Annotated in this window: 19 protein-coding genes; 7 read left to right on the top strand and 12 right to left on the bottom strand. The window is 42.9% G+C overall.

The annotated features are described in order from the left end of the window. The first annotated feature begins 48 nt into the window (after positions 1-48). Together recG and FTT99_RS07020 are read left to right on the top strand one after the other, a co-directional pair. Positions 49-2,094: an ATP-dependent DNA helicase RecG gene (gene recG / locus FTT99_RS07015; RefSeq protein WP_180130625.1), complete on the top strand. Its 2,046-nt coding sequence runs from the start codon at positions 49-51 to the stop codon at positions 2,092-2,094. Positions 2,095-2,234: 140 nt separating this feature from the next. Continuing rightward, on the top strand, positions 2,235-2,867 hold the full coding sequence (locus tag FTT99_RS07020; protein WP_180130628.1) for a ComF family protein: 633 nt from the start codon (positions 2,235-2,237) through the stop codon (positions 2,865-2,867). A 43-nt stretch (positions 2,868-2,910) separates the two neighbouring features. On the opposite strand, the gene FTT99_RS07025 is transcribed toward FTT99_RS07020, so the two are convergent. Continuing rightward, entirely contained in the window at positions 2,911-3,318 is a 408-nt protein-coding gene (locus FTT99_RS07025) for an NUDIX domain-containing protein (RefSeq protein ID WP_180130630.1), read from the bottom strand. Then, on the bottom strand, positions 3,315-3,923 hold the full coding sequence (locus FTT99_RS07030) for a TIGR00730 family Rossman fold protein (protein WP_180024338.1): 609 nt from the start codon (positions 3,921-3,923) through the stop codon (positions 3,315-3,317). The genes FTT99_RS07025 and FTT99_RS07030 overlap by 4 nt, the downstream gene beginning before the upstream one ends. A gap of 155 nt (positions 3,924-4,078) precedes the next feature. On the opposite strand from FTT99_RS07030, the gene FTT99_RS07035 reads away from it, so the two are divergent. Then, a complete protein-coding gene (locus FTT99_RS07035) occupies positions 4,079-5,092 on the top strand; it encodes a CorA family divalent cation transporter (protein ID WP_078189297.1) in 1,014 nt (337 codons plus the stop codon). A gap of 78 nt (positions 5,093-5,170) precedes the next feature. Here the strand turns inward: FTT99_RS07035 and FTT99_RS07040 are convergent, their stop codons facing one another. From FTT99_RS07040 to dxs, 8 genes are all read right to left on the bottom strand, one after another. After that, positions 5,171-5,431 (bottom strand): lipid asymmetry maintenance protein MlaB, encoded by a 261-nt coding sequence (locus FTT99_RS07040; protein WP_218945760.1) that lies wholly within the window; start codon positions 5,429-5,431, stop codon positions 5,171-5,173. Between the two features lie 39 nt (positions 5,432-5,470). After that, positions 5,471-6,106, bottom strand: a complete 636-nt coding sequence (locus FTT99_RS07045; protein ID WP_078189299.1) for a phospholipid-binding protein MlaC — start codon at positions 6,104-6,106, stop codon at positions 5,471-5,473. A gap of 17 nt (positions 6,107-6,123) precedes the next feature. Further along, a complete protein-coding gene (locus tag FTT99_RS07050; protein WP_180024337.1) occupies positions 6,124-6,804 on the bottom strand; it encodes an outer membrane lipid asymmetry maintenance protein MlaD in 681 nt (226 codons plus the stop codon). After that, positions 6,804-7,583, bottom strand: a complete 780-nt coding sequence (gene mlaE / locus FTT99_RS07055) for a lipid asymmetry maintenance ABC transporter permease subunit MlaE (RefSeq protein ID WP_078189301.1) — start codon at positions 7,581-7,583, stop codon at positions 6,804-6,806. The genes FTT99_RS07050 and mlaE overlap by 1 nt, the downstream gene beginning before the upstream one ends. Continuing rightward, the gene (locus FTT99_RS07060) at positions 7,580-8,398 is read right to left on the bottom strand and encodes an ABC transporter ATP-binding protein (protein ID WP_111885426.1); all 819 of its coding nucleotides are present in this window, start codon (positions 8,396-8,398) and stop codon (positions 7,580-7,582) included. Before FTT99_RS07060 ends, mlaE begins: the two co-directional genes overlap by 4 nt. A 408-nt stretch (positions 8,399-8,806) precedes the next feature. After that, positions 8,807-10,618: a DEAD/DEAH box helicase gene (locus tag FTT99_RS07065; RefSeq protein WP_078189302.1), complete on the bottom strand. Its 1,812-nt coding sequence runs from the start codon at positions 10,616-10,618 to the stop codon at positions 8,807-8,809. 457 nt (positions 10,619-11,075) lie between these two features. Further along, positions 11,076-11,906 (bottom strand): inositol monophosphatase family protein, encoded by an 831-nt coding sequence (locus FTT99_RS07070; RefSeq protein WP_078189303.1) that lies wholly within the window; start codon positions 11,904-11,906, stop codon positions 11,076-11,078. A 112-nt stretch (positions 11,907-12,018) separates the two neighbouring features. Beyond that, a complete protein-coding gene (gene dxs / locus FTT99_RS07075; RefSeq protein WP_180130633.1) occupies positions 12,019-13,929 on the bottom strand; it encodes a 1-deoxy-D-xylulose-5-phosphate synthase in 1,911 nt (636 codons plus the stop codon). A 311-nt stretch (positions 13,930-14,240) separates the two neighbouring features. Between dxs and ribA the strand changes: the two genes are divergently transcribed. After that, entirely contained in the window at positions 14,241-14,843 is a 603-nt protein-coding gene (gene ribA / locus FTT99_RS07080) for a GTP cyclohydrolase II (RefSeq protein WP_180130636.1), read from the top strand. Between the two features lie 94 nt (positions 14,844-14,937). Here the strand turns inward: ribA and hemN are convergent, their stop codons facing one another. Then, on the bottom strand, positions 14,938-16,311 hold the full coding sequence (gene hemN, locus FTT99_RS07085) for an oxygen-independent coproporphyrinogen III oxidase (protein ID WP_180130639.1): 1,374 nt from the start codon (positions 16,309-16,311) through the stop codon (positions 14,938-14,940). 277 nt (positions 16,312-16,588) lie between these two features. On the opposite strand from hemN, the gene hemF reads away from it, so the two are divergent. From hemF to aroE, 3 genes are all read left to right on the top strand, one after another. After that, complete coding sequence (gene hemF, locus FTT99_RS07090; RefSeq protein WP_180160130.1) at positions 16,589-17,530, top strand: oxygen-dependent coproporphyrinogen oxidase; 942 nt, start codon at positions 16,589-16,591, stop codon at positions 17,528-17,530. Positions 17,531-17,759: 229 nt separating this feature from the next. Then, complete coding sequence (locus tag FTT99_RS07095; RefSeq protein WP_078189308.1) at positions 17,760-17,981, top strand: hypothetical protein; 222 nt, start codon at positions 17,760-17,762, stop codon at positions 17,979-17,981. Between the two features lie 102 nt (positions 17,982-18,083). Then, a complete protein-coding gene (gene aroE, locus FTT99_RS07100) occupies positions 18,084-18,872 on the top strand; it encodes a shikimate dehydrogenase (protein WP_180026070.1) in 789 nt (262 codons plus the stop codon). An 86-nt stretch (positions 18,873-18,958) separates the two neighbouring features. Here aroE and FTT99_RS07105 read toward each other — a convergent pair whose 3' ends face one another. Next, on the bottom strand, positions 18,959-21,469 hold the full coding sequence (locus FTT99_RS07105) for a hypothetical protein (RefSeq protein ID WP_180161326.1): 2,511 nt from the start codon (positions 21,467-21,469) through the stop codon (positions 18,959-18,961). Positions 21,470-21,497 lie beyond the last annotated feature (28 nt).

Here is a 21,497-nt window from a genome sequence, read left to right on the forward strand (position 1 = left end):
TTCTCAGAACTGATCCATTTAGATCATATAAACCGAAGTTGAGGGGACATGGCTGCCGTCCATCAATTGCAAGGGGTTGGCAATGCCGCCGCTGCTTTACTTGAAAAACTAAATATTTTCACGACAGATGATCTTTTGTTTCATCTGCCACGCGACTATGAAGATCGTAGCACGATCATCCCCATGAACCAATTGACCGTGGGTCGAAGTTATTTACTGGAAGGTACAGTCAAAAGTATCGACTTTCCACCCGGAAAGCGTAAATCGATGGCCGCCCTACTGGATGACGACTGTGGCAAAGTTACTTTACGTTTTTACCATATCTACAAAGGCATTACTGATCGGGTGAAACTGGGGAATCGTTTACGGATTTTTGGTGAAGTCCGTGTTGGTGCTCGTGGCTTAGAAATGTATCATCCTGAACTACAGGTGATTACTGAACACACGCCTTTACCACAAACCCAACTCACTGCGATTTACCCTGCAACCGAAGGCTTAACACAGCCCAAATTACGTGAATACGTCAAACAAGCACTACAGTTATATAGTGATGACTTACCTGAATTACTGCCAGAAAAATTCACCAATGGCTATGCACTAAAACAGGCTTTGGACTATATTCATCATCCCCCTGTCGATGCCAATATGTTGCAACTGAGCCAAGGTTCTCATCCTGCACAGCAACGTTTAATTTTCGAAGAATTGGTTGCCCATCAGGTCAGTTTGCTCAGCCGCCGTGCTTATATTCAACAAATCGAAGCACCGTCTTTCTCTGCAAGTAAGAACTTCACCAAACAACTTTTAAGTACGCTGCCATTTGAAATGACCGGCGCACAAAAACGTGTGTCCAAAGAAATTGCGGTCGATCTGAAAAAGAACAAACCTATGCTGCGACTCGTACAAGGTGATGTAGGTGCAGGTAAAACATTGGTTGCAGGCGTTGCAGCCTGTCATGCGCTTGAGGAAGGTTGGCAAGTGGCCATGATGGCGCCGACAGAAATTTTGGCCGAACAACATTATCTAAATTTCAGAAAATGGTTTGAGCCGATGGGGCTGACCGTGTCTTGGCTTTCAGGCAAGCAAAAAGGTAAAGCTCGAGCTGCGGCAGAACAAAGTATTCAAGATGGTTCAGCCAATTTAGTGGTCGGCACACATGCTTTATTTCAAGACAATGTACAATTTGCCAAATTGGGTTTAGTGATTATTGATGAACAACACCGTTTTGGCGTCGATCAGCGTTTGGCGCTACGAAACAAAGGTCTCAATGGCATGACACCGCATCAACTGGTGATGACAGCAACCCCTATTCCTCGTACCTTGGCTATGTCGGCTTATGGCGATTTAGATACCTCGGTGATTGATGAACTGCCACCCGGTCGTACACCGATTCAAACAGTCACTATTCCACTTGACCGTCGTGAAGAAGTGCTACAGCGGATTGCCAGCAATTGTGCTGAAGGTAAACAAGCCTATTGGGTCTGTACCTTAGTTGAACAATCAGAAACTTTAGATGCTCAGGCCGCTGAAGCGACTTTTAATGAAATCAAAGAACGCTTTCCAGACCTCAATATTGGTCTGGTTCATGGCAAAATGAAGGCCGATGAAAAACAAGCAGTGATGCAGCAATTTAAAAATAATGAATTGCAATTACTGATTGCAACCACCGTCATTGAAGTCGGTGTTGACGTCCCGAATGCCTCAATCATGGTAATTGAAAATGCAGAGCGTTTAGGGCTTTCACAATTGCATCAGCTACGTGGTCGTGTAGGACGTGGTGCCAAAGCCAGTTTCTGTGCCTTGCTGTATAAAAATCCCTTATCGCAAAATGGGCAAGAGCGTTTACGCATCATGCGCGAGACCAATGATGGCTTTATTATTGCTGAAAAAGATTTGGAAATTCGTGGTCCCGGCGAGCTCCTCGGCACTAAACAAACAGGCGATATGGGCTTTCGTGTAGCAAAATTAGAGCGAGATGACCATTTACTCAATCAGGCACACTATGTGGCTCAACAAGTCCTAAATGATTATCCTGCACAGGCTCAAGCGCTTTTAAAACGATGGCTGCCTGAAGCACCCCGTTATGCCTATGTATGATTAGGATGATGGTTCGATCATCCTAATTATACAGATTGGCTTTAACGAATAAGCTTGTCGAACAGGTTTCTGTGGTGTCGTGATTGCACTTCACCACAAACTGTGCAAAATACACAAAAAAGAATGATTAGAATAAAAATATGCTCCAATCCATCCAACATTTCATCCGAAAAGGAATGCAGAGCGTTTCCCCTTGCCTGCTCTGTGGTATCGATCGACAACAACATCATTCGCTTTGTACTGACTGCTGGGAACAACTGCCTTGGTTTAAAAAAATGGTTAATCGCCATGAACACAGCATCTCTTGTGCCTTTCACTATGATTTTCCAATAGATCGCATCATCCAAAGCTATAAGTATGAGCAACAATTGCAGTATCAAAATTTACTGGCACAGAGCCTTTTAAGCATGCGCTTAGCTAGAGTTCAAGCCATCGTGCCGATGCCTATTTCAGTAGAACGCCTCAAAGACCGTGGGTACAACCAAATGCTACTCGTTGCACACATGATGGCAAAGCAATTATGCATCCCTGTTTGGCAACCCGTGATTCGTCAAGCACAGCACGCTCAAAAAGGCTTGAGTCGGCTAGAACGCCTAGAAAATATCGAACAACAATTTATTATCGACCCAACTGAAAAACGCCGTTTCCGTAAAGTCCTCATCATTGATGATGTGGTGACCACGGGAAGTTCAATCCATGCATTAAGCAAGCTGTTACATCAGCTACATTGCACGCAGGTATATGCCGCATGCATTGCTGCGGCACAGCCTTAGTTTCAAACATCAACCTCTAAAAAAAATGAACACGCGAAGCGGTTTAGCTTTCAGCAAGAGATCGCGCCTGCTGCTTCACCCAAGGAATCACCACCTCACGTGTTAAAGGTGCAAGTTTTGTTTGTGTATCATCCAAGCTGACCCATTGCATCGCTGCAATTTCCGCATCAATTTTCGGTTCACCTTGCAACTGGACCAGATAGACATAACTCACCAGTAGATGATCGACTTCGTTCGCAGCAGCCGTATCAAAACGACCAATGAATTGCTCAATCTGCGCAGCGCAGCCAATTTCTTCCTGAATTTCACGCAGCATGGTGATTTCAGGAGCTTCATGGGGTTCTAACTTGCCACCTACTTGCATAAAGAATGCCGTGTGTTTTTTACGAACCACTAAAAGTTCATGCTGTTCATTTAAAATAATGGCTGCGGCAACAGTGATAATTTTCATCTATCTTGTTCCAAATCGGCGATAAAGGCTGTACGTTCAACCATGCCCCATTTCGGCTCTGGCGCAGTGAAATGTTGAAACTGCTCAACAATCGTTTCAATATTATCTTCTGCAATTAAGCCTTCGATAAAACGCGGATGGGTAAAGCCTTTTTCTGCAGTTGTTTTTAGAAAATTCAATAAATCGTCATAAAAACCATCTACATTGAGAAAGGCACATGGCTTTAAATGAATGCCCAATTGAGCCCACGTCCACTGCTCAAAAATTTCCTCTAAAGTCCCTGCTCCACCTGGAATCGCTACAAATCCATCCGAGAGTTCAGACATTTTGGTTTTCCGTTGTTGCATATTTTCTACCACATGCAATTCGGTTAAATCTGGATGTGCCAATTCTTTATCGACCAAGACTTTTGGAATCACCCCAATGACTTGCCCACCTGCACGCAAAGCACTATCTGCCACGACACCCATCAAACCTGAACGGCCACCACCATAGACTAATGTAATACCTTGGGCCGCTAAATGACGACCGACTTTTTCAGCCACCTGTAAATAGGCAGGATTGTTACCAAGGGCGGAACCACAGAAAATTGCGATAGATTTCATTTATAATCACCATCAGATCAGGAACGCTATGCTGGAAAAATCAACTTTAAACAGATTTTTTCATAAATTAAGCATTAGAACAGTGTTTTTCAGCAAATCCTTGTCTAAAATACACCCATTCATTTTTAACTTACTGCGTAAGGGGAAAAGACAACATGCTTGAAGCCTTTTACGCCACAGAGCGCGGTAGCCTGGAAGATGTCACCATCAATGGTGACTTCGATTTACATCAGGATTTAGTCTGGCTCGATCTCATTGCCCCGTCTCAGGAAGAACAGCAATGGATTATGGATGCCTATGATCAGAATTTACCTACATTAAAATCATTAGAAGATATTTCGTCGAGTGCACGATTCTACCGTGATGACGATGGTATTTTGCACATCAGCACCTATTTTTTAACGAAAAATAAAAATTTTCAGGTCGATGGCGAACCCGAAGAAAATGCCAGCACCTTAGCTACCGTGCAGACAGTTGCCTTTATTTTGCATAAAGAACGCTTATTCACTTTACGGGGTGAAAAGCTGGTGGCTTTCCGTGCCTTTCGTGCCCGCGCGCGTCGTAACGATTATGAAATTGACTATAAAGATCCAACTTGGATTTTATTGGGTCTTTTAGAAGCCAAACTCGATGAACTTGCGGATATCTTGGAAGATATCCACAAGGACTTAGAAAAGTATTCCACAGAAGTACTGAATAACCGTCATCGTGAGATGATTTTAGACTTAGATGACATGATTACCCGACTTGCGCATTTAGAAGATATGCTCGGGAAAGCTCAGCTGTGTCTGATCGATTTACGTCGTGTTCTCACCTTCCTATCACGTCCTCGCGCCTTGGGCAGTCATATTTATGATGCCGACATCCGAGAACTCAGTGAAGACGTGCGCTCTCTTGTTGAGCATGATGCCTTCTTGTTCCAAAAGGTTCGATTCTTACTGGATACCACTTCTGGGTTCATTAACACCGAACAGAACGATACGATTCGTCGATTCTCGATTTTACCAAGTATGCTTGCGCCACCGATGTTAGTGGCTAGCGTCTATGGGATGAACACCGATGTACTGCCATTCGCGCATGGTACAACCAGTTTTATCGTGGTCAGCTTAATCATCGTGGCATTCTTTATTGGCCCATTGATGTACTTCCGCTGGAAGAAATGGATTTAATCCTTTCCTATTGCGTGGACTTGCGAGAACTTCTTATCGCACTGCAATAAAAAAAGCACCTTACGGTGCTTTTTTTATTTAGATCAATTGCAAGTCATGCTCAAGATGACAGGCTTGAATAATCTTCATCATTTTTTCAGGGACTGCTTTAAACTGCAAACCTTGCGCTTTTGGCGTTTGACGTAACCAACGAACCAAAACAGCTAAAGCTAAAGTACTGCCATGCTCAAGCTCAGCAAGATTGACCACTAAGGGAAAAGCTTGCTGTTGTTGAATCAATTTCAAGCCGTCTTGATAATACAATTCGGCATTGTTGTAATCGATTTTGCCTGAAACCATCAATTCTTGTTGATGAAGTTTAATCACACATCACCTATCTTATTTTTTCTTGTCTAATGCTGCATCAGCATCAGGTTTGAAGTTCGCAATTGCTTTATCTATGTTACCGCCATTACGTTTTACAGTGGCCGCAAACTGATTACGGAATTGTAGGCCTAGGTCGATACCCGAAACGTTGATATTACGGATTTTCCATTGTGAACCTTTATCCGCCAACTGGAAAGAGACTGGAATTTTTTCACCGTTGTTATGGAAATCAATCGTTACAACAGGGTTCTTACTGTTCGATGCTTTATAAGGACGCATGCTATATGTTTGGTTACTAAACTTAGCAAAAGCTGAACCATAGTTTTCGATCAGTGTTGCACGGAAGTTACGTTCAAACTGCGCACGTTGAGCCGCTGAGCTGTATTGATTCGTTGCATAAGTACCCATCACGATACGTGTGAACGCTTGTGAATCGATATACGGGTCTAAGTTTTGACGAACAATCGTTTTCACAGCCGCAGGGTTATTTTGTAGTTTTGCGTGGTCTGCTTTTAAACGTGTAATGAGGCCATCAGCCACTTTTTTTACAAATGCAGGTGGTGCTTCGCTTGGAGCAGCAAAAGCTGTACCTGCCATCATAGTTGATAAGATACTTGCTGTAAGCGTATGTTTTAACAATGTGTTCACTTAATTTCTCCTAAAAATTATTCAACAAATGCAGGTTCTTCTGCCGTTGTTGTGTCAGCAGCTTCTGTTTTTTGTTCAGCATCTGCTGTGTTGTCAGATTTGTTCCCTGCACCACCGGTCACAAATTTAGACACCAAATCTTCGATTTCCATCGTACCTTGGGTATTACCAATTTGGTCACCACGTTTTAAGAAGTTGACACCACCACCCGGTACAATTTTCAAATATTTCTCGCCCAATAAACCATTGGTTGCCACCATAATGTAAGCATCTTCATCGATATTGGTGATGGATTTCATGTTAGCAATCAGTTGCTGTTCCATTTCTTTTTGTTTCGCAGGTGTTGCTGCTTCATAGTCTGATGTGTAACGCAGTTCTTCGAGTGCATTCTTTTGCACTTCTTTTAACTGTTCTGCGTTATAAGAGGTTAATGAGCCATCCATAATCAGATGTGCTGTCACTAAGCGCGTCACAGGATCGAGTTTCAATGATTCCACTTGACCAACTTTGACACCACTTAAGGTGACTTTGGCACGGGGTTTAATCCCGTTTACATTTTCAAATGTCGCGGTCAATTCATAACTGTCTTCGATGTTATTGCCGACCAAACCACTCACACGCATCGCCAAGAAGAAAATAGCGATAGCAAACAGAATGACAAAAAAACCGACGGCCAGTTCACTCGTACGTGATTTCATTAAATACCTCCGAACATGACCGCAGTCAACACGAAATCTGAACCTAAAACACACAACGAAGAATACACGACAGTACGTGTGGTCGACGTTGCAATACCTTCTGAAGTTGGGACACAGGCATAACCCTGATAGACCGCAATCCAAGTACAAATTAATGCAAAAACAAAACTTTTGATGATGGTGCCATTAAAGACGTCTTTAAAGAATTGCACACTGTTCTCGATGCCACTCCAATAAGAGCCTTCATCTGCACCCAGAAAATCAACACCCACCAATTTACCGCCCATGATGCCGACCGCAGCGAAAATCACCGACAACATTGGTAAGCTAAAAATACCGGCCCAAAGTCGAGGCGAGATCACTCGTTTTAATGGATCGACCCCGATCATTTCCATACTCGACAACTGCTCAGTGGCTTTCATCAAACCAATTTCAGCCGTCAAAGCAGAGCCTGCACGACCTGCAAAGAGTAAAGCCGCCACCACAGGTGCAAGTTCACGCAGTAACGTCAGTGCAACGGCGGTACCGAGCATTGCTTCACTACCAAAGGTCGACAGAATGCTATACATTTGCAAACCCAGTACCGAGCCAATAAATAAGCCAGATACCACAATAATCAGTAATGAAAGCACACCAACACGGTACATCTGATAAATAAACAATTTCACGCCAAGTAAAGTCGGCATGGAAAAAAGAATCTGCAGCAACATAATGGTTGCTACGCCGATTCCTCGAACACGTTCAATGACGCGTCTACCTAATGCGGCAATAGCATTCATGAACGAACCTCATGATTTAAATAGGGCTGATGACTGAATTGATAATCGACTGGACCTTCTACCGAACCCGTCAAGAACTGCTTCACAAAAGGCGAGGCATGTGCTTTTAACTGCTCAGGTGTTCCCTCGCCCTGCACTTTCCCTTCAGCCACCACATAGATGTAATCTGCAATTGATAATGTTTCAGCCACATCATGCGAGACAATAATCGTAGTTAAATCTAAAGCTTCACGTAGCGAACGAATCAAGCGAGTTAAAACCCCCATCACAATCGGGTCTTGCCCTGCAAAGGGTTCGTCATACATGATCAACTCAGGATCCAGTGCAATTGCACGGGCCAAAGCCACACGACGATTCATACCACCGGATAATTCAGAAGGCATCATTTGTTCTGCGCCACGTAAACCAACAGACTCTAATTTCAACGCAACAATTTCAGCGATCAAATGCTCTGGCAACTTGGTATGCGCACGAATTGGAAAGGCTACGTTTTCATATACCGACATATCGGTAAATAATGCACCGCTCTGAAACAACATCCCCATACGCGCACGCGCAGCGAAGAGCTCCTGACGTGACATCTGTGCAATGTCCTGCCCATCAAGCAACACTTCTCCATTATCGGGAGTCAATTGACCACCAATTAAACGGAGTAAAGTCGTTTTACCTGTACCAGATGGACCCATAATTGCAGTGATCTGACCACGACGAATTTTTAAACTGACATTGTCATAAATGACGCGCTCTCCTCGCTTAAAACTCAGGTTTTTCACTTCGATCAGTGCCTGAGTTTGAGAAGACGTTTGATTATTCATAGCTGAGGATTTTCCTGCATTTTTTTCAGCATGCATACTATAAAGGATTGAAGTTTAAAATGTTACCATTGCATGAGCGCATATCCCTGCATTCCATCAGGTAAATTGTTTTTTATTATTAATGCGATTTTATAGAGGGTGTTTTTCAACCCAATAGAAGAATTTAGTTAAAATAATTGTATATATAGTAAACGATATTACACAATAAGAGTGTTAAACCGATATAAGGCATAAGTACCTCGATCATCACTATACGCATATTTGCCAACGCGTTTCCGTTCATATTAATTATCATTAAACACATAAAGTTTGATCAAGTATACATTTTTCTGATTAAAAAGCTAATTTAAATCCATAAAAAAAACCGGTGTTTCCACCGGTTTTTTCGATATTTCTTTCGAAATTCAATTAGTCATTGAATTTACGACGTGGACGGTCTTCACCGAAAGTGCGTTCGCCACGTGGTTTATCATCACCGAAACGTTTTGGACGGTCATCGCCGAAACGTTTTGGACGATCTTCACCAAATGAACGTTGAGGACGGTCACCGTTGAATTCACGACGTGGACGATCTTCACCAAATGAACGTTTTGGACGATCGCCGTAACCTTCACGAGCTGGTTTGTAGTCTACACGGTTACCACGGTTGTCATCGTTAGAACGACGGTCAAAACCACCTTCACGACGTGGACGATCGCTGTTAAATTCGCGACGTGGACGATCTTCAAAACCGCCTTCACGACGTGGACGATCGTTGTTAAATTCGCGACGTGGACGATCTTCGAAACCGCCTTCACGACGTGGACGATCGTTGTTAAATTCGCGACGTGGACGATCTTCGAAACCACCTTCACGACGTGGACGATCGTTGTTATATTCGCGACGTGGACGATCTTCGCCACCGAATGAACGACGTTCGCCATCACGGTTGCCTTCACGACGTTTGAAGTTTGATTCACCTTCAAAACGACGACCGCCACCGAAACCACCACGACCACCGCGACCGCCATCACGACGACCACGACCGCCATCACGGCTACCGCGTGCAGGAGGTGGAGATGGCTCAAGACCTTCAATTTCAGATACATTTAAACGTGCGTCTAAGAAGTCTTCTAAAGCACGGATTTTACCGCGTTCACGGTAAGTCGCTAAAGTAATCGCGTTACCAGTACGTCCCGCACGACCTGTACGACCGATACGGTGTACATAGTCTTCGTTCTTCATTGGAAGTCCGAAGTTAATTACGTGAGAAATAGTTGGTACGTCTAGACCACGTGCAGCTACGTCAGTCGCAACTAAGATTTTTGCACGACCTTCACGAATGCTGCGTAAACGACGGTTACGTACAGTTTGTGGCATTGCACCGTGAAGAGCGACAACTGAGTGACCTGCTTCTGCAAGTTCTTCAGCCAACATATCTGTATCTTCTTGAGTAGATGCGAATACAACTGCTTGATCTACAGACTCATCAGATAACCAGTGAGTCAAAAGTTTTTTCTTGTGTTCGAAACCGTCAGTCCAATGAAGAGTCTGAGTAATGTCAGTATTTGTAGAGTGACCAGTTTCAATCGCAATACGCTGTGGATCATTCATCATGCGTTCTGCAAGTGTAATGATACGCGGCGCAAATGTTGCAGAGAACATTAATGTTTGTTTACGGTTAGCAGCTAAGTCGCTGATCGCTTCTAGGTCTTCAGAGAAACCTAAGTCAAGCATACGGTCAGCTTCGTCAACGATTAACGCATCAACGTTGTCTAGTTTAATTTGACGACGGTTCACCAAGTCAAGTAGACGACCTGGAGTCGCTACGACAACTTGTGCACCTTTAAGCTGTTGAATTTGTTTACCGAAAGGCATACCACCCATAATTGCAGCAATACGAACACCTTTCATATGACGTACTAAAGCAATTGCGTCTTGGCTAACCTGTTGAGCCAATTCACGTGTAGGGCAAAGTACAAGAATAGACGGTGCAGTTACCGCTTTCATGCGCTCTTTGAAAGACATCAAAGTGTCTTGACCAGCCAAAGCATTCACAGTTGGGAGTAAGAATGCAGCAGTTTTACCAGAACCAGTTTGGCTTGATACAAGAAGGTCTTTACCTTCTAATGCAGCTGGAATTGATTGTTCTTGCACTGGAGTCGGAGTAGTAAAACCTAGACCTTGTAATGCTAGTTGTAACGACTCATGTAAAGGAAAATCAGCAAAAGTTTTGCTCATAGAGTATTTCACCCCAAAAATGGGTGCTCCATTAAAAATATAAATTCAGATGGACATCGGCAAAAAGCGGCACAGCAAAAAACGCTGAAAATATAGAATCAGCGGCGATCCGAGAACGACGATGTGTATAACGCACACATGATTACAGCCGCAACCTGAAGGAATCGCTTAGCGATTGGGTGGGGCGCGAAATATCGTCCTCTCTTTGGACCGGAACGCGCATACACAATGATAGAAGAGAATGTTCAGGTAATGAACGAAATTTAGTGCGTGCGGCGATTATAGCAGAAAGTTTTTAAATGTCACCTGTTTTAGTCAACTTCAGAATGTTTTTTGTAAGAAGCTTTAAATTATAGGTGTTTAAGCCTTTATTTTTGACCGATTAGACAAAAATAAAGCCCTCATAAAGAGGGCTTTATTTCATTATTCTGTCAATAAACTCGAACTAAGCGTTCTATTATTTAGCAGCTTCACCCCAAGCTGGAACAACAGCTTGCATAAGTGGTTTAAGCATTTTCATAGAACATGCAAGTACTTGACCATTGTCCATTGAGTCGTTACCACCACGAGCATCAACCACAGTACCACCCGCTTCTTTCACAATAAGTTCACCCGCAGCGATGTCCCAAGGTTTCAAACCAAGTTCGAAATAACCATCGAAACGACCGGCAGCAACATATGCTAGATCAAGAGCAGCAGAACCTGAACGACGGTATTGAGCACCGGCTTCAGTCACATTTAACAATGAGTTGAAATGGTTTTTCGCATAAGAAACCACTTCGCCATTACGAATTTTACGATACGCATGACCCACTGAAAGGAAAGTGTTTTCTAAGCTGTCTTTTACATTTACACGAATACGGCGTTGGTTCATCATCGCACCGCGACCACGGCTTGCAGAGAACAACTCATCTTTCACAGGGTCATAAATAACACCGTGCTGAGTTACACCTTTATGTTGAACTGCGATAGAGATGCAGAAATGTGGAACACCATTAACGAAGTTTAATGTGCCATCAAGTGGGTCGATGATCCAACACCAATCAGCGTCATGACCTTTACCTTCTTGAAGACCAAACTCTTCGCCTAGGAAACTGTGATTTTTATAGCTTTTACGTAGGGTATCGATAGTCAATTGTTCCAAATAACGGTCTACACGCGTTACTGGACCATCAATTCCTTTTTCTTCGACTTGTAGATCGAGTTTATGACGATTTTGATGCGCTTTTAAAAGCTCTTGACCAACTAATTGAGCCGCACGCGCAGCCATAACCACCATAGGTTCCATTGAACACCCACTACAAATTTGAAGATACTGATAAAGAATAATGCATAAAAGCCCTTATATCTTATCAAATATAAGGGCTTTTAGGGAAAAAATGTTTCTAAAAATTAGAAATTCAGCAAACTACAGTTGACTTATGTTTTATCCAGCTTTGTGTCACAGAAGTGATAATGCCTTCAGCATCTAGTCCAGCTTGTTGTAGCATTTGAGCATGTGTCGCCTGATGCATAAATTCATCTGACAAACCTAAATTCAGCATCGGTTTAACAATACTAGCCTGCGCTAAATATTCATTTACCGCACTACCCGCACCCGCCATCACTGCATGCTCTTCAACTGTCACAAATAGTTGCGTGCTTGCCGCGATTTGATCGATCAACTGTGTATCTAATGGTTTTACAAAACGCATATTTAGCACACGAACTGCAACATCCAGTTTTTCAGCCAATACTTCAGCCGCCTCAACCGCTGCCTGAACACGGCTACCAAATGCTAAAATCGAAATTGTTGCATCTTGCTGAACATTGAAGTTTGCAAGAACTTCACCACGGCCAATTTCAAGCTCGGTCATCTCTTGCTGAATCTCGACACCTAGTCCATTACCTCGTGGGTAACGTACTGCCGCTGGGCCTTTATACAAATAAGCCGTATGTAACATTTGACGACATTCATTTTCGTCTTTCGGCGCCATGACCACCATGTTCGGCACGGTACGTATAAAGGCATAATCATAAGCACCGGCATGCGTTGGGCCATCTTCACCAACCAAACCTGCACGGTCGATACCAAATGTCACATCGAGATTTTGCAAAGCGACGTCATGAATCAGTTGATCATAACCACGTTGTAAGAAGGTTGAATAGATTGCAACAACCGGTTTTACCCCTTCACAGGCCATACCCGCAGCCAAAGTCACCGCATGTTGTTCTGCAATAGCAACATCAAAAAAACGCTCAGGGAACTGCTTTGCAAATTGCACCATGCCTGAGCCTTCACACATCGCAGGAGTAATCGCTAATAAACGATCATCCTGTGCAGCTTCATCACATAACCACTGACCAAAAACATCTGAATATTTCGGTGCAGTTGCCACAGCAGCAGGTGCATTCACTTTACTGATGGCATGGTATTTAATTTGATCTGCTTCGGCAGGTGCAAAGCCTTTACCTTTTTTGGTATAGACATGCACTAAACGTGGGCCTTTGCGTTTTTTTAAGGCTTCAAACACGTGTGTTAATTGTTCAACATCGTGCCCATCAAAAGGACCAAAGTAGTCAAAGCCAATGGCTTTAAATAGGTTGTCTGCAGCATCGGTCGCAGCACAATGTAGGCGTGAGTTATACGCCCATTCAGGATGCGGTTGAATATAGGCTTCGCCATTTTCAGAAATATTCACCGATTGTCCACTTTCCCAAATCGCAGCCAAATGCTTAGCAAAACCACCAGTACTGCATGAGATCGACATATCGTTGTCGTTCAATACCACCATGAGGTCAGCATTGTGTGCCACCGCATCGTTCATGGCTTCAAAAGCCATGCCCGCTGTCATCGCGCCATCACCCACGATTGCAACCACATGACAGGGATCTTGCTTGAAGCGACGTGCCAATGACATCCCAAGACCAGCAGAAATCGCTGTTGATGAATGGCCTACACCAAAGGTGTCAAATTCAGATTCTTCACGGGCAGGAAACGCAGCCAAACCATCTTTGGCACGAATCGTCACTAATTGTTCACGACGACCAGTTAAGGCTTTATGCGGATAGGCTTGATGACCCACATCCCAAATCAGACGATCACGTGGCGTTTCAAAACAATAATGTAATGCCACGGTTAATTCGATCACCCCAAGATTGGCACCAAAATGCCCACCACTTTGTCCGGCCGCATACAAAATAAATTGACGTAACTCATCCGCCACTTGCTCTAATTGGCTGCGCTCGAGTAAACGAAGTTGTTGAGGATGGTTAATCGTATCCAGCAACGGTGTTACAGGGCGTTGAAATGGTATTTCTTTATACAGCATAATGTGGCAAAGCCTTCTAAAGCCTGGCAAATTCCTAAGCTCGGTCTAAATGGGTAACTCGATCATATCGTCGAATTGTATCACCTTACAATCAGCCAAACTTGTAGCGATGTAATTTTTAGCAATGATCTCGTTGGGGAGATTTTGAATGAGTCAGATTATCCTGAATAATCTTCCTATTTATCAACTATTATCGTTCGCTTTATACAAAAAAGAAAATGTTCTGCATAAATTCGTCGTTGCAATTCTACCAATGTCCAAGCATTACGCTATACTTTAGCCAATTTATAATCGAATAAACGGGTTAAGCAGTGCCTATAGAATTTGTCGCAACGTCAAGATTACCGACCGCTTTTGGTGAATTCAATATTACGGTTTTTCAGGATCCTGAAACCGGTGAAGAACACGTCGCACTCTCTAAAGGACTAGAACAAGCTCCCTCTGAACCTGTTTTAGTTCGTATCCACTCCGAATGCCTGACTGGTGATGCCTTCGCTTCACTCAAATGTGACTGCGGCCCACAGCTTCAAGCGACCCAAAAATTAATTAATGAAGCAGGTCAAGGGGTGATTTTATATTTACGCCAAGAAGGTCGCGGTATTGGCTTGACCAATAAAATTCGTGCTTACGCCCTACAAGACCAAGGCCATGACACAGTGGATGCCAATTTATTATTGGATCTTCCTGCCGATGCACGTCGTTATGATATGTGCCCTATCATGTTGAATCATCTCAACATTACGGCTGTTCGTCTCATTACCAATAACCCATTAAAAATTGAAGCGCTCCAAGAGCAAGGCGTGAATGTCGTTGATCGTGTTCCGCTGACTGTGGGTTTAAATCCCTTTAACGAACAATATTTAAAAACCAAACATGATCGTATGTCGCATATGTATCAAAAGGACGATTTTTAAAAATCATTTAAATTCTCCATAAATTAATCCCTCCAAGCCTCCCTTTACAAAAGGGAGGCTTTCCCCTCTTTATTAAAGAGGGGTTAGGGGAGATTCAAATCGTCATCGAAAAAATACGATTTTCAGGAACACGACGTTTTAATCGTAAATCAAAAGCCATGCAGATATTACGGACAAAAGGCTTGCCTGCATCACTCACCTGAATGTGCTGATCAAAAATCTCGAGCAAGCCATCTTCTCGCATTTCAGCCAATTGCGCTAATACTTCATCAAGCTCAGGAAATTGCATTTCTTGACCTGCCCAAGAAGTTTGGAAGGTACACATCAAATTGAGAATATGTTTACGAATGATTAAGTCCTCATCTGTCAGCACATGCCCCCGATAGACTGGAATTTCATTCGCTTCTAAACGTGCATAATAGTCTTCAATTTTCTTTTCATTTTGTGCAAAGCTGTACCAACTATCACTGATCGAGGATAAGCCGAGTCCAATCATTACTTGGGTTTTCGATGCGGTATAGCCCATAAAATTTCGGTGCAAACTGCTCTGCTGAAAAGCTTGATACATTGGATCTTGGATTAATGCAAAATGATCCATTCCAATTTCATGATAGCCATGTGCAAGTAATTGCTTCTTACCTTCTTCATAGCATTGACGTTTTAAATCATCTTTCGGCACATCGGCATCTTTAAAACCACGTTGCCCATTGCCCTTAATCCACGGCACATGCGCATAGCTATAAAAGGCTAAACGATCTGGCATCAAACGATTGGTCTGTTCAATGGTATGCAACACGTCGTTTAAATCCTGAAATGGCAAACCAAAAACCAAGTCATGCGAAATAGAGGTATAGCCAATATCACGTGCCCACTGTGTCACTTGTTCAACATGTGCAAAGGGCTGAATACGGTGGATGGCTTTTTGCACCTTCTCATTATAATCCTGCACTCCATAACTTACGCGTCGAAAACCAACATCATACAAAGCTTGTAAATGCTCACGTGTGGTATTGTTCGGATGCCCTTCAAAGCTAAATTCATGTGTATCGGCAATATCAGCATGCACTAGAATACCTTGAATCAACTGGGTGAGATGCTCAGGAGAAAAGAAAGTAGGCGTTCCCCCACCCAAATGAATTTCTTTAATTATTGGCCGGTCGACCAAGAGCTGACAATATAAGTCCCATTCTTTCAGCACCGCCTGAATATAAGGCAGTTCCATCTCATGTTTTTTTGTGACTTTTTTATGGCAACCACAAAACGTACATAAGCTTTCACAAAATGGTAGATGGATGTACAGACTGATGCCTTCGCTGTGATTGGTCTCATCAAATGAACGCTTTAATCCCTGTTTCCACTGTTGTAATGAAAACTCAGCTTCCTCCCAATACGGCACGGTTGGATAACTGGTATAGCGTGGACCCGGTACATTATATTTTTGAATTAAAGAACTCGCCTGCTGAGACATCGATGCACCATTTCAATCAATGAGATTCAATTTAAATCTACCTGATGATTATTGTGCTGAGCTTCAGATGTGAATTCAACCTAGCAAATTTGTCGGAATAGTCCCAATTTCAGTCTGAGCAATTGCTGCTAACTTTGCATGATCTTTTGGTTTAATCACTAGATTTCCAGATTTAAAGTAAAGAGCCGATGCTGAGTATCGGGAAAAATGCCTTAAGTTTTCACCTAATTTATGCTTTGATGACACTTATCTTTAAATTATTTTAATAAAGGTCACCATGCAGAATCCAACTTCAGCCGATATACAACGTGTAGATGAATTCCTTCGCGATTTACAGGCACAGATTTGTGCCGCATTGGAACAGCAAGAACGTGCTGGTGGCGGAAGTGCCGAATTTGCGATCGATGACTGGGAGCGCCCTGAAGGTGGTGGTGGTCGCTCACGTGTTCTTCAAAATGGAACGGTGATTGAAAAAGGTGGTGTGATGTTCTCGCACATCAACATTTCAAAATTACCAGCCTCAGCGACTGAACGCCATCCCGCTATTGCAGGTGCAAAAGCGCAAGCCATGGGCGTGTCACTGGTGATTCACCCGAAAAACCCCAACGTCCCGACCTCACATGCCAATGTGCGTTTATTTGTTGCCGAAAAAGAAGGCCAAGATCCGATTTGGTGGTTTGGCGGTGGTTTTGACCTCACTCCATTTTATCCAAATGATGAAGATGTCTTGTCTTGGCATCAAACTGCCCATGATCTTTGTGCCCCATTTAGCGATACACTCTATGATGAACATAAAAAATGGTGTGATGACTATTTCTATCTAAAACACCGTGATGAACAACGTGGTGTGGGTGGTTTATTCTTTGACGACCTCAACCAATGGGACTTTGAAACCTGTTTCAAATATATGCAGGCCGTGGGTAATGGTTATTTAGAGGCGATTTTACCGATCTTCCAAAGAAACCAAGACAAAGCCTATACCGAAGCACAACGAGACTTCCAACTTTACCGTCGTGGTCGTTACGTTGAATATAACCTTGTCTATGACCGCGGCACCTTATTTGGCTTGCAAACTGGTGGACGTATTGAATCCATTTTAGTGAGTATGCCACCTTTGGCAGGCTGGTCATATCGTCCTGAATGGGAAGAAAATTCTGCTGAAAAAAGACTGACTGACTTTTATTTAAAACCGCAAGATTGGCTTAATATATTGAAATAAAACGGATAAACATGTATTTACCCCTGTCCGTCAGGGGCTTTTTATTGCCTGAGGATTAGAGTATTCATTTGTATGTAATATCTTGATGCATAAATAAATTTTTTAAGCATTTACTTTGTAATCATATTGCTCAACAATGACACATCTTTTAAACAGCTTTAAGCTATGTCATTGCACAATGTGTCAATAAACTCATGGCTGTAATTTTCTTGTACGGAGTACAACGCACATGACACATCAAACACTCAATAAAAAAGCAGTCAGTCTTACTGCCTTGGTGTTTTGGAGCTTTGCTGTTGTGCTGATCAGCGCTATCAGTACTAATATTTTTTCCGAAACGTCTTTGAATGATAATTTGGCTATTGGCTTCATGGTGGTTGCCTTGATTGGTTTAGTCATCAGTGCAGCGAGCATCTTGATTCAAAGCGTCCTAGATATTTGTAATCCTTAATTTTCCGCCTTTATTTCACGATTTTAAGACTGCCCGAACTTTAGCCATCCTCGGTTTTGGCGTATATTGTCTGCTCTTTCACATTTACATGGACGCTGTGCAATGAGCAAACAATTTGCCGTGATTGGCAACCCGATTGAACAATCACGCTCACCTGAACTTCATCATGCCTTCGCTGAAAAAACAGGCCTCGACATTCAGTACAGCAAACGACTTGCGCCACTCGATGGTTTTCAGCACAGCGTCGAATCCTTCTTTGCCGAAGGTGGCATCGGTATGAATGTCACTGTTCCGTTTAAAGAACAAGCCTATGCACAATGTGCCGTCCTTACTGAACGTGCCAAAATTGCAGGTGCGGTCAATACATTATGGATGCAAGATGGCACACTCCATGGCGATAATACCGATGGACAAGGCCTAGTCGATGCCATCCGTGCCTTAGATTGGAATTTAGAACAAACGGATATTTTAATTATTGGTGCAGGCGGTGCGACACGTGGCGTGATTTACCCACTGGTACAAGCTGGGGCCAAAAAAATCGTGATTGCCAACCGGACTTTAGCGCGTGCTGAACAATTGGTTGCTGACTTAAAAACTGCTGTCCCCAATGCCGAACTTGCAGCCATTGCCCTCGCCGACTTAGCAGGTCAATTTGATCTGGTGATTAATGCCACATCGGCAAGCTTAACGGGTGATGCTCTAATTTTGCCTGAAGCTTTACAATTCACCCACGCCTATGAAATGGCCTATGGCAAACCATCGACATTTTTGGATCAAGCCAAAGCACGCAATGTTCCAACCTCAGAAGGTTTTGGCATGTTGGTTGGTCAAGCAATCGAATCTTTTTCCATTTGGAATGGCATTAAACCTGATCTAAAAGACTTTCTATAATTCAAAATGATTTGCTCAATTCACTTTCTGAGCAGGCTAAACACCTAAAAAAAGAACCTCAATTGAGGTTCTTTTTTTGATCCAACTTACTTCTTATGTTTTTGTATCGCCTTATAAGTCTCATAATAAGCCGATTGGCTGAACAACTCTTCGTGTTCTGCTGCTAGGCCTTGCAATGACGCTTCTGATAATTTTCCTTTGATATCATCAGCAAAGGCTTGCGCATAGATTTTTGATGCTTTCACCAAATGCGCTTTTTCAGTTCCTTCCAGTTCATAGCTGGCTAAAAAGTTTTGTTGATATAAATGTGCAAAAATCGCCTGATCAGTCTTATAGGTTTTTTGCAATTGTTTCCACTCAACCTGAGCTTTGTACTCACCAATCCCCGACTGCACATAATGATTGACTGAAGAACCTAAGTCATCAAAGTCTTGATAGCGATGCAAAGCATGCTTATCACGTAATTGATTTAAACGTTTCAGCGCATTGCCTGTTGGCTCTTTTAAGCCATCAACAAATCGATACGCATAGACTTCAGCAATTTCATTCAAATCATTGGCCGAGTAATAACGCACATACTGAGCACGATAGTTAGCAAATGCCACGACAAATGCCGCTTGATAGGCTTTCACTTCAGATTGATGGCGCTTATAACTTTGCAAAGCCACAGTACTGAGATATTCAGGAAGTTCGATTTCTTCATTTGCAGCACGGACATCATCAACCGATGCAGTTTCTGCTTCAACAAGCAGAGGATCATTTCCCGTGATTGGCGCAAGCAGGCCTTTCAACATATTTTCAAAGAGTGAATCTTTACTGACTTCCTCAATGGATTTTGCCTGTTTCATGGCTTGACGATCAATTTTAGTCGCATTGCCATAATTCAAAATTTGGTTGCTACTTTTCAGCTTTAATTGACCTAAATGTGGCTCATTAAAGGCCAATTGATAGTCCATTACTTGGACGCGGCCTTTGTGATCTAAGCCTACATCCATCACCACATTCGAAGATGATTTATCCTGTGCATTCAGCACCTGCGCAATTTCAGTTTGATGCTTTTGCCATAATTGCTGGAATTGTTTTACATCGACAAGTTGTTCACTTTGATATTGCTGGAATACCGGCTTTAACTGTTCAACAGCGTCCGAAATCTCTGAATCTGTATTGGATGCGTCCGCAGCAGAGGCCGATGGTACAGAATCTGCTTGCAGCGGTATCACCCGAACATCTTGATAATCCTGACACAGTGTGACTTTACCAATCGGCACCTGTTTGGTGTTCATCAAGGCCTGACAGACTTCCTCAGATAAGTTCGCGGTTTCGTCATCTTCTTCGGAAGCCGCATAAGCTTCGGTTACTTCAGTATCCGTATTATAGGCTTCTTCATCATCACCCGCGGTCGCCTCCGCATATGCACTTGCAGTATCGATCGCGTATTCAGCAGATTCAGCTGCAGAAGACGTTTGTTCTTCTTCCGTTTCATGTTGGTGATACATCAGGCCATGCATTTTCGCATTGAGCAGCTCATTCACACGTTCTACAGATGCATAAGCCGCATCATAGTCTTCATCCTCAGCTGCTGCCGCTACTGCAGTCCCTCCCGCCGCTTCAGCCGCAGCCATCGCCTCTTCGGAAGCACTGAGATGCTCAGCAGCGTCCACAGATTCATCTTGCTCAGCGTCACTATTGCGCTGACCTTTGATTTGCGTGGTGTAATAGTTGGCATTCACAAAATCGAAAAGTTCAAGCTGGGTGTATAGCGCATTAAGATCACCCACATAGCGGATTTTTTTAGTCAGCCCTGCATTTTTTTCATCACGTGTTAAAGCAATATTTTGCACTTGATTCGGCTCTGCCAAGACATAAGGCAAAGCATTCATTTGTTTTAAATAGTCAGCAAATTTTTTCAAATCGTACTGAGCAATCGTGTCTTTATGTTTTGAAAAATCCACATAAGCCAAGCTGCTTTGGCTTTCACGATTTACCATAAACGGCATGAACGCAAAGTAGTTGGTATAAAATTTATGTTGATTAAAATCAATGATCATCGGCAACTGTGCATTGACCTGCAAAGTCGGTTTTTGATAACTCAATTGCAAGGTTAAGGCAGCAAGTTTTTCTCTAAAATGTACTGAACCGCTATAGCTAAACTGTAAATCATTCAACACATTCAGCAGTGATTGAGCAATTTTAGATTGCGGAGAAACGCCATCATCTTCATCGCTATAGCGCGCTGATGGTGGGATCGATTCATTGGCAATAGCTTGATAGAGCTGTTTCTTTTCTTTTTGGCTAAATGGAATATTTTGGGTTTTAATCAACTGATCCAGTTGTTTTTTAAGTTTAGGATCCAGCTCTGGCTGTGTGCTTATCGCAGGTTTTGACTTGGTTTCAGGCTTTTTTTCATCGAACTGAATATCGGTCTGAATTGAAAATTGCCCTTTCATGTCATAACTGGCATTTTCAAACATTGCGTTTAAGCCTTGAGTGGCTTGTTGCCCGAGAGACTGCTCCGTTGAATTGGTTTTTATGACATGTTGAGCACACCCAGTAATGCTCAAACCCAGTAAACAAAGTGTTATATATTTTAATCGCATAATTGTACGAAAGACCTAAGTTCTTTAT

It is taken from the genome of Acinetobacter sp. YH12040, assembly GCF_013420005.1.
Classification (GTDB): Bacteria; Pseudomonadota; Gammaproteobacteria; order Pseudomonadales; family Moraxellaceae; genus Acinetobacter; species Acinetobacter amyesii.

Excerpts from the sequence above, each read along its gene's own strand:
- recG (WP_180130625.1), top strand. The coding sequence starts at position 49 with ATGGCTGCCGTCCATCAATTGCAAGGGGTTGGCAATGCCGCCGCTGCT.
- FTT99_RS07020 (WP_180130628.1), top strand. The coding sequence starts at position 2,235 with ATGCTCCAATCCATCCAACATTTCATCCGAAAAGGAATGCAGAGCGTT.
- FTT99_RS07025 (WP_180130630.1), bottom strand. The coding sequence starts at position 3,318 with ATGAAAATTATCACTGTTGCCGCAGCCATTATTTTAAATGAACAGCAT.
- FTT99_RS07030 (WP_180024338.1), bottom strand. The coding sequence starts at position 3,923 with ATGAAATCTATCGCAATTTTCTGTGGTTCCGCCCTTGGTAACAATCCT.
- FTT99_RS07035 (WP_078189297.1), top strand. The coding sequence starts at position 4,079 with ATGCTTGAAGCCTTTTACGCCACAGAGCGCGGTAGCCTGGAAGATGTC.
- FTT99_RS07040 (WP_218945760.1), bottom strand. The coding sequence starts at position 5,431 with ATGGTTTCAGGCAAAATCGATTACAACAATGCCGAATTGTATTATCAA.
- FTT99_RS07050 (WP_180024337.1), bottom strand. The coding sequence starts at position 6,804 with ATGAAATCACGTACGAGTGAACTGGCCGTCGGTTTTTTTGTCATTCTG.
- mlaE (WP_078189301.1), bottom strand. The coding sequence starts at position 7,583 with ATGAATGCTATTGCCGCATTAGGTAGACGCGTCATTGAACGTGTTCGA.
- FTT99_RS07060 (WP_111885426.1), bottom strand. The coding sequence starts at position 8,398 with ATGAATAATCAAACGTCTTCTCAAACTCAGGCACTGATCGAAGTGAAA.
- FTT99_RS07065 (WP_078189302.1), bottom strand. The coding sequence starts at position 10,618 with ATGAGCAAAACTTTTGCTGATTTTCCTTTACATGAGTCGTTACAACTA.
- FTT99_RS07070 (WP_078189303.1), bottom strand. The coding sequence starts at position 11,906 with ATGGAACCTATGGTGGTTATGGCTGCGCGTGCGGCTCAATTAGTTGGT.
- dxs (WP_180130633.1), bottom strand. The coding sequence starts at position 13,929 with ATGCTGTATAAAGAAATACCATTTCAACGCCCTGTAACACCGTTGCTG.
- hemN (WP_180130639.1), bottom strand. The coding sequence starts at position 16,311 with ATGTCTCAGCAGGCGAGTTCTTTAATTCAAAAATATAATGTACCGGGT.
- hemF (WP_180160130.1), top strand. The coding sequence starts at position 16,589 with ATGCAGAATCCAACTTCAGCCGATATACAACGTGTAGATGAATTCCTT.
- FTT99_RS07095 (WP_078189308.1), top strand. The coding sequence starts at position 17,760 with ATGACACATCAAACACTCAATAAAAAAGCAGTCAGTCTTACTGCCTTG.
- aroE (WP_180026070.1), top strand. The coding sequence starts at position 18,084 with ATGAGCAAACAATTTGCCGTGATTGGCAACCCGATTGAACAATCACGC.
- FTT99_RS07105 (WP_180161326.1), bottom strand. The coding sequence starts at position 21,469 with ATGCGATTAAAATATATAACACTTTGTTTACTGGGTTTGAGCATTACT.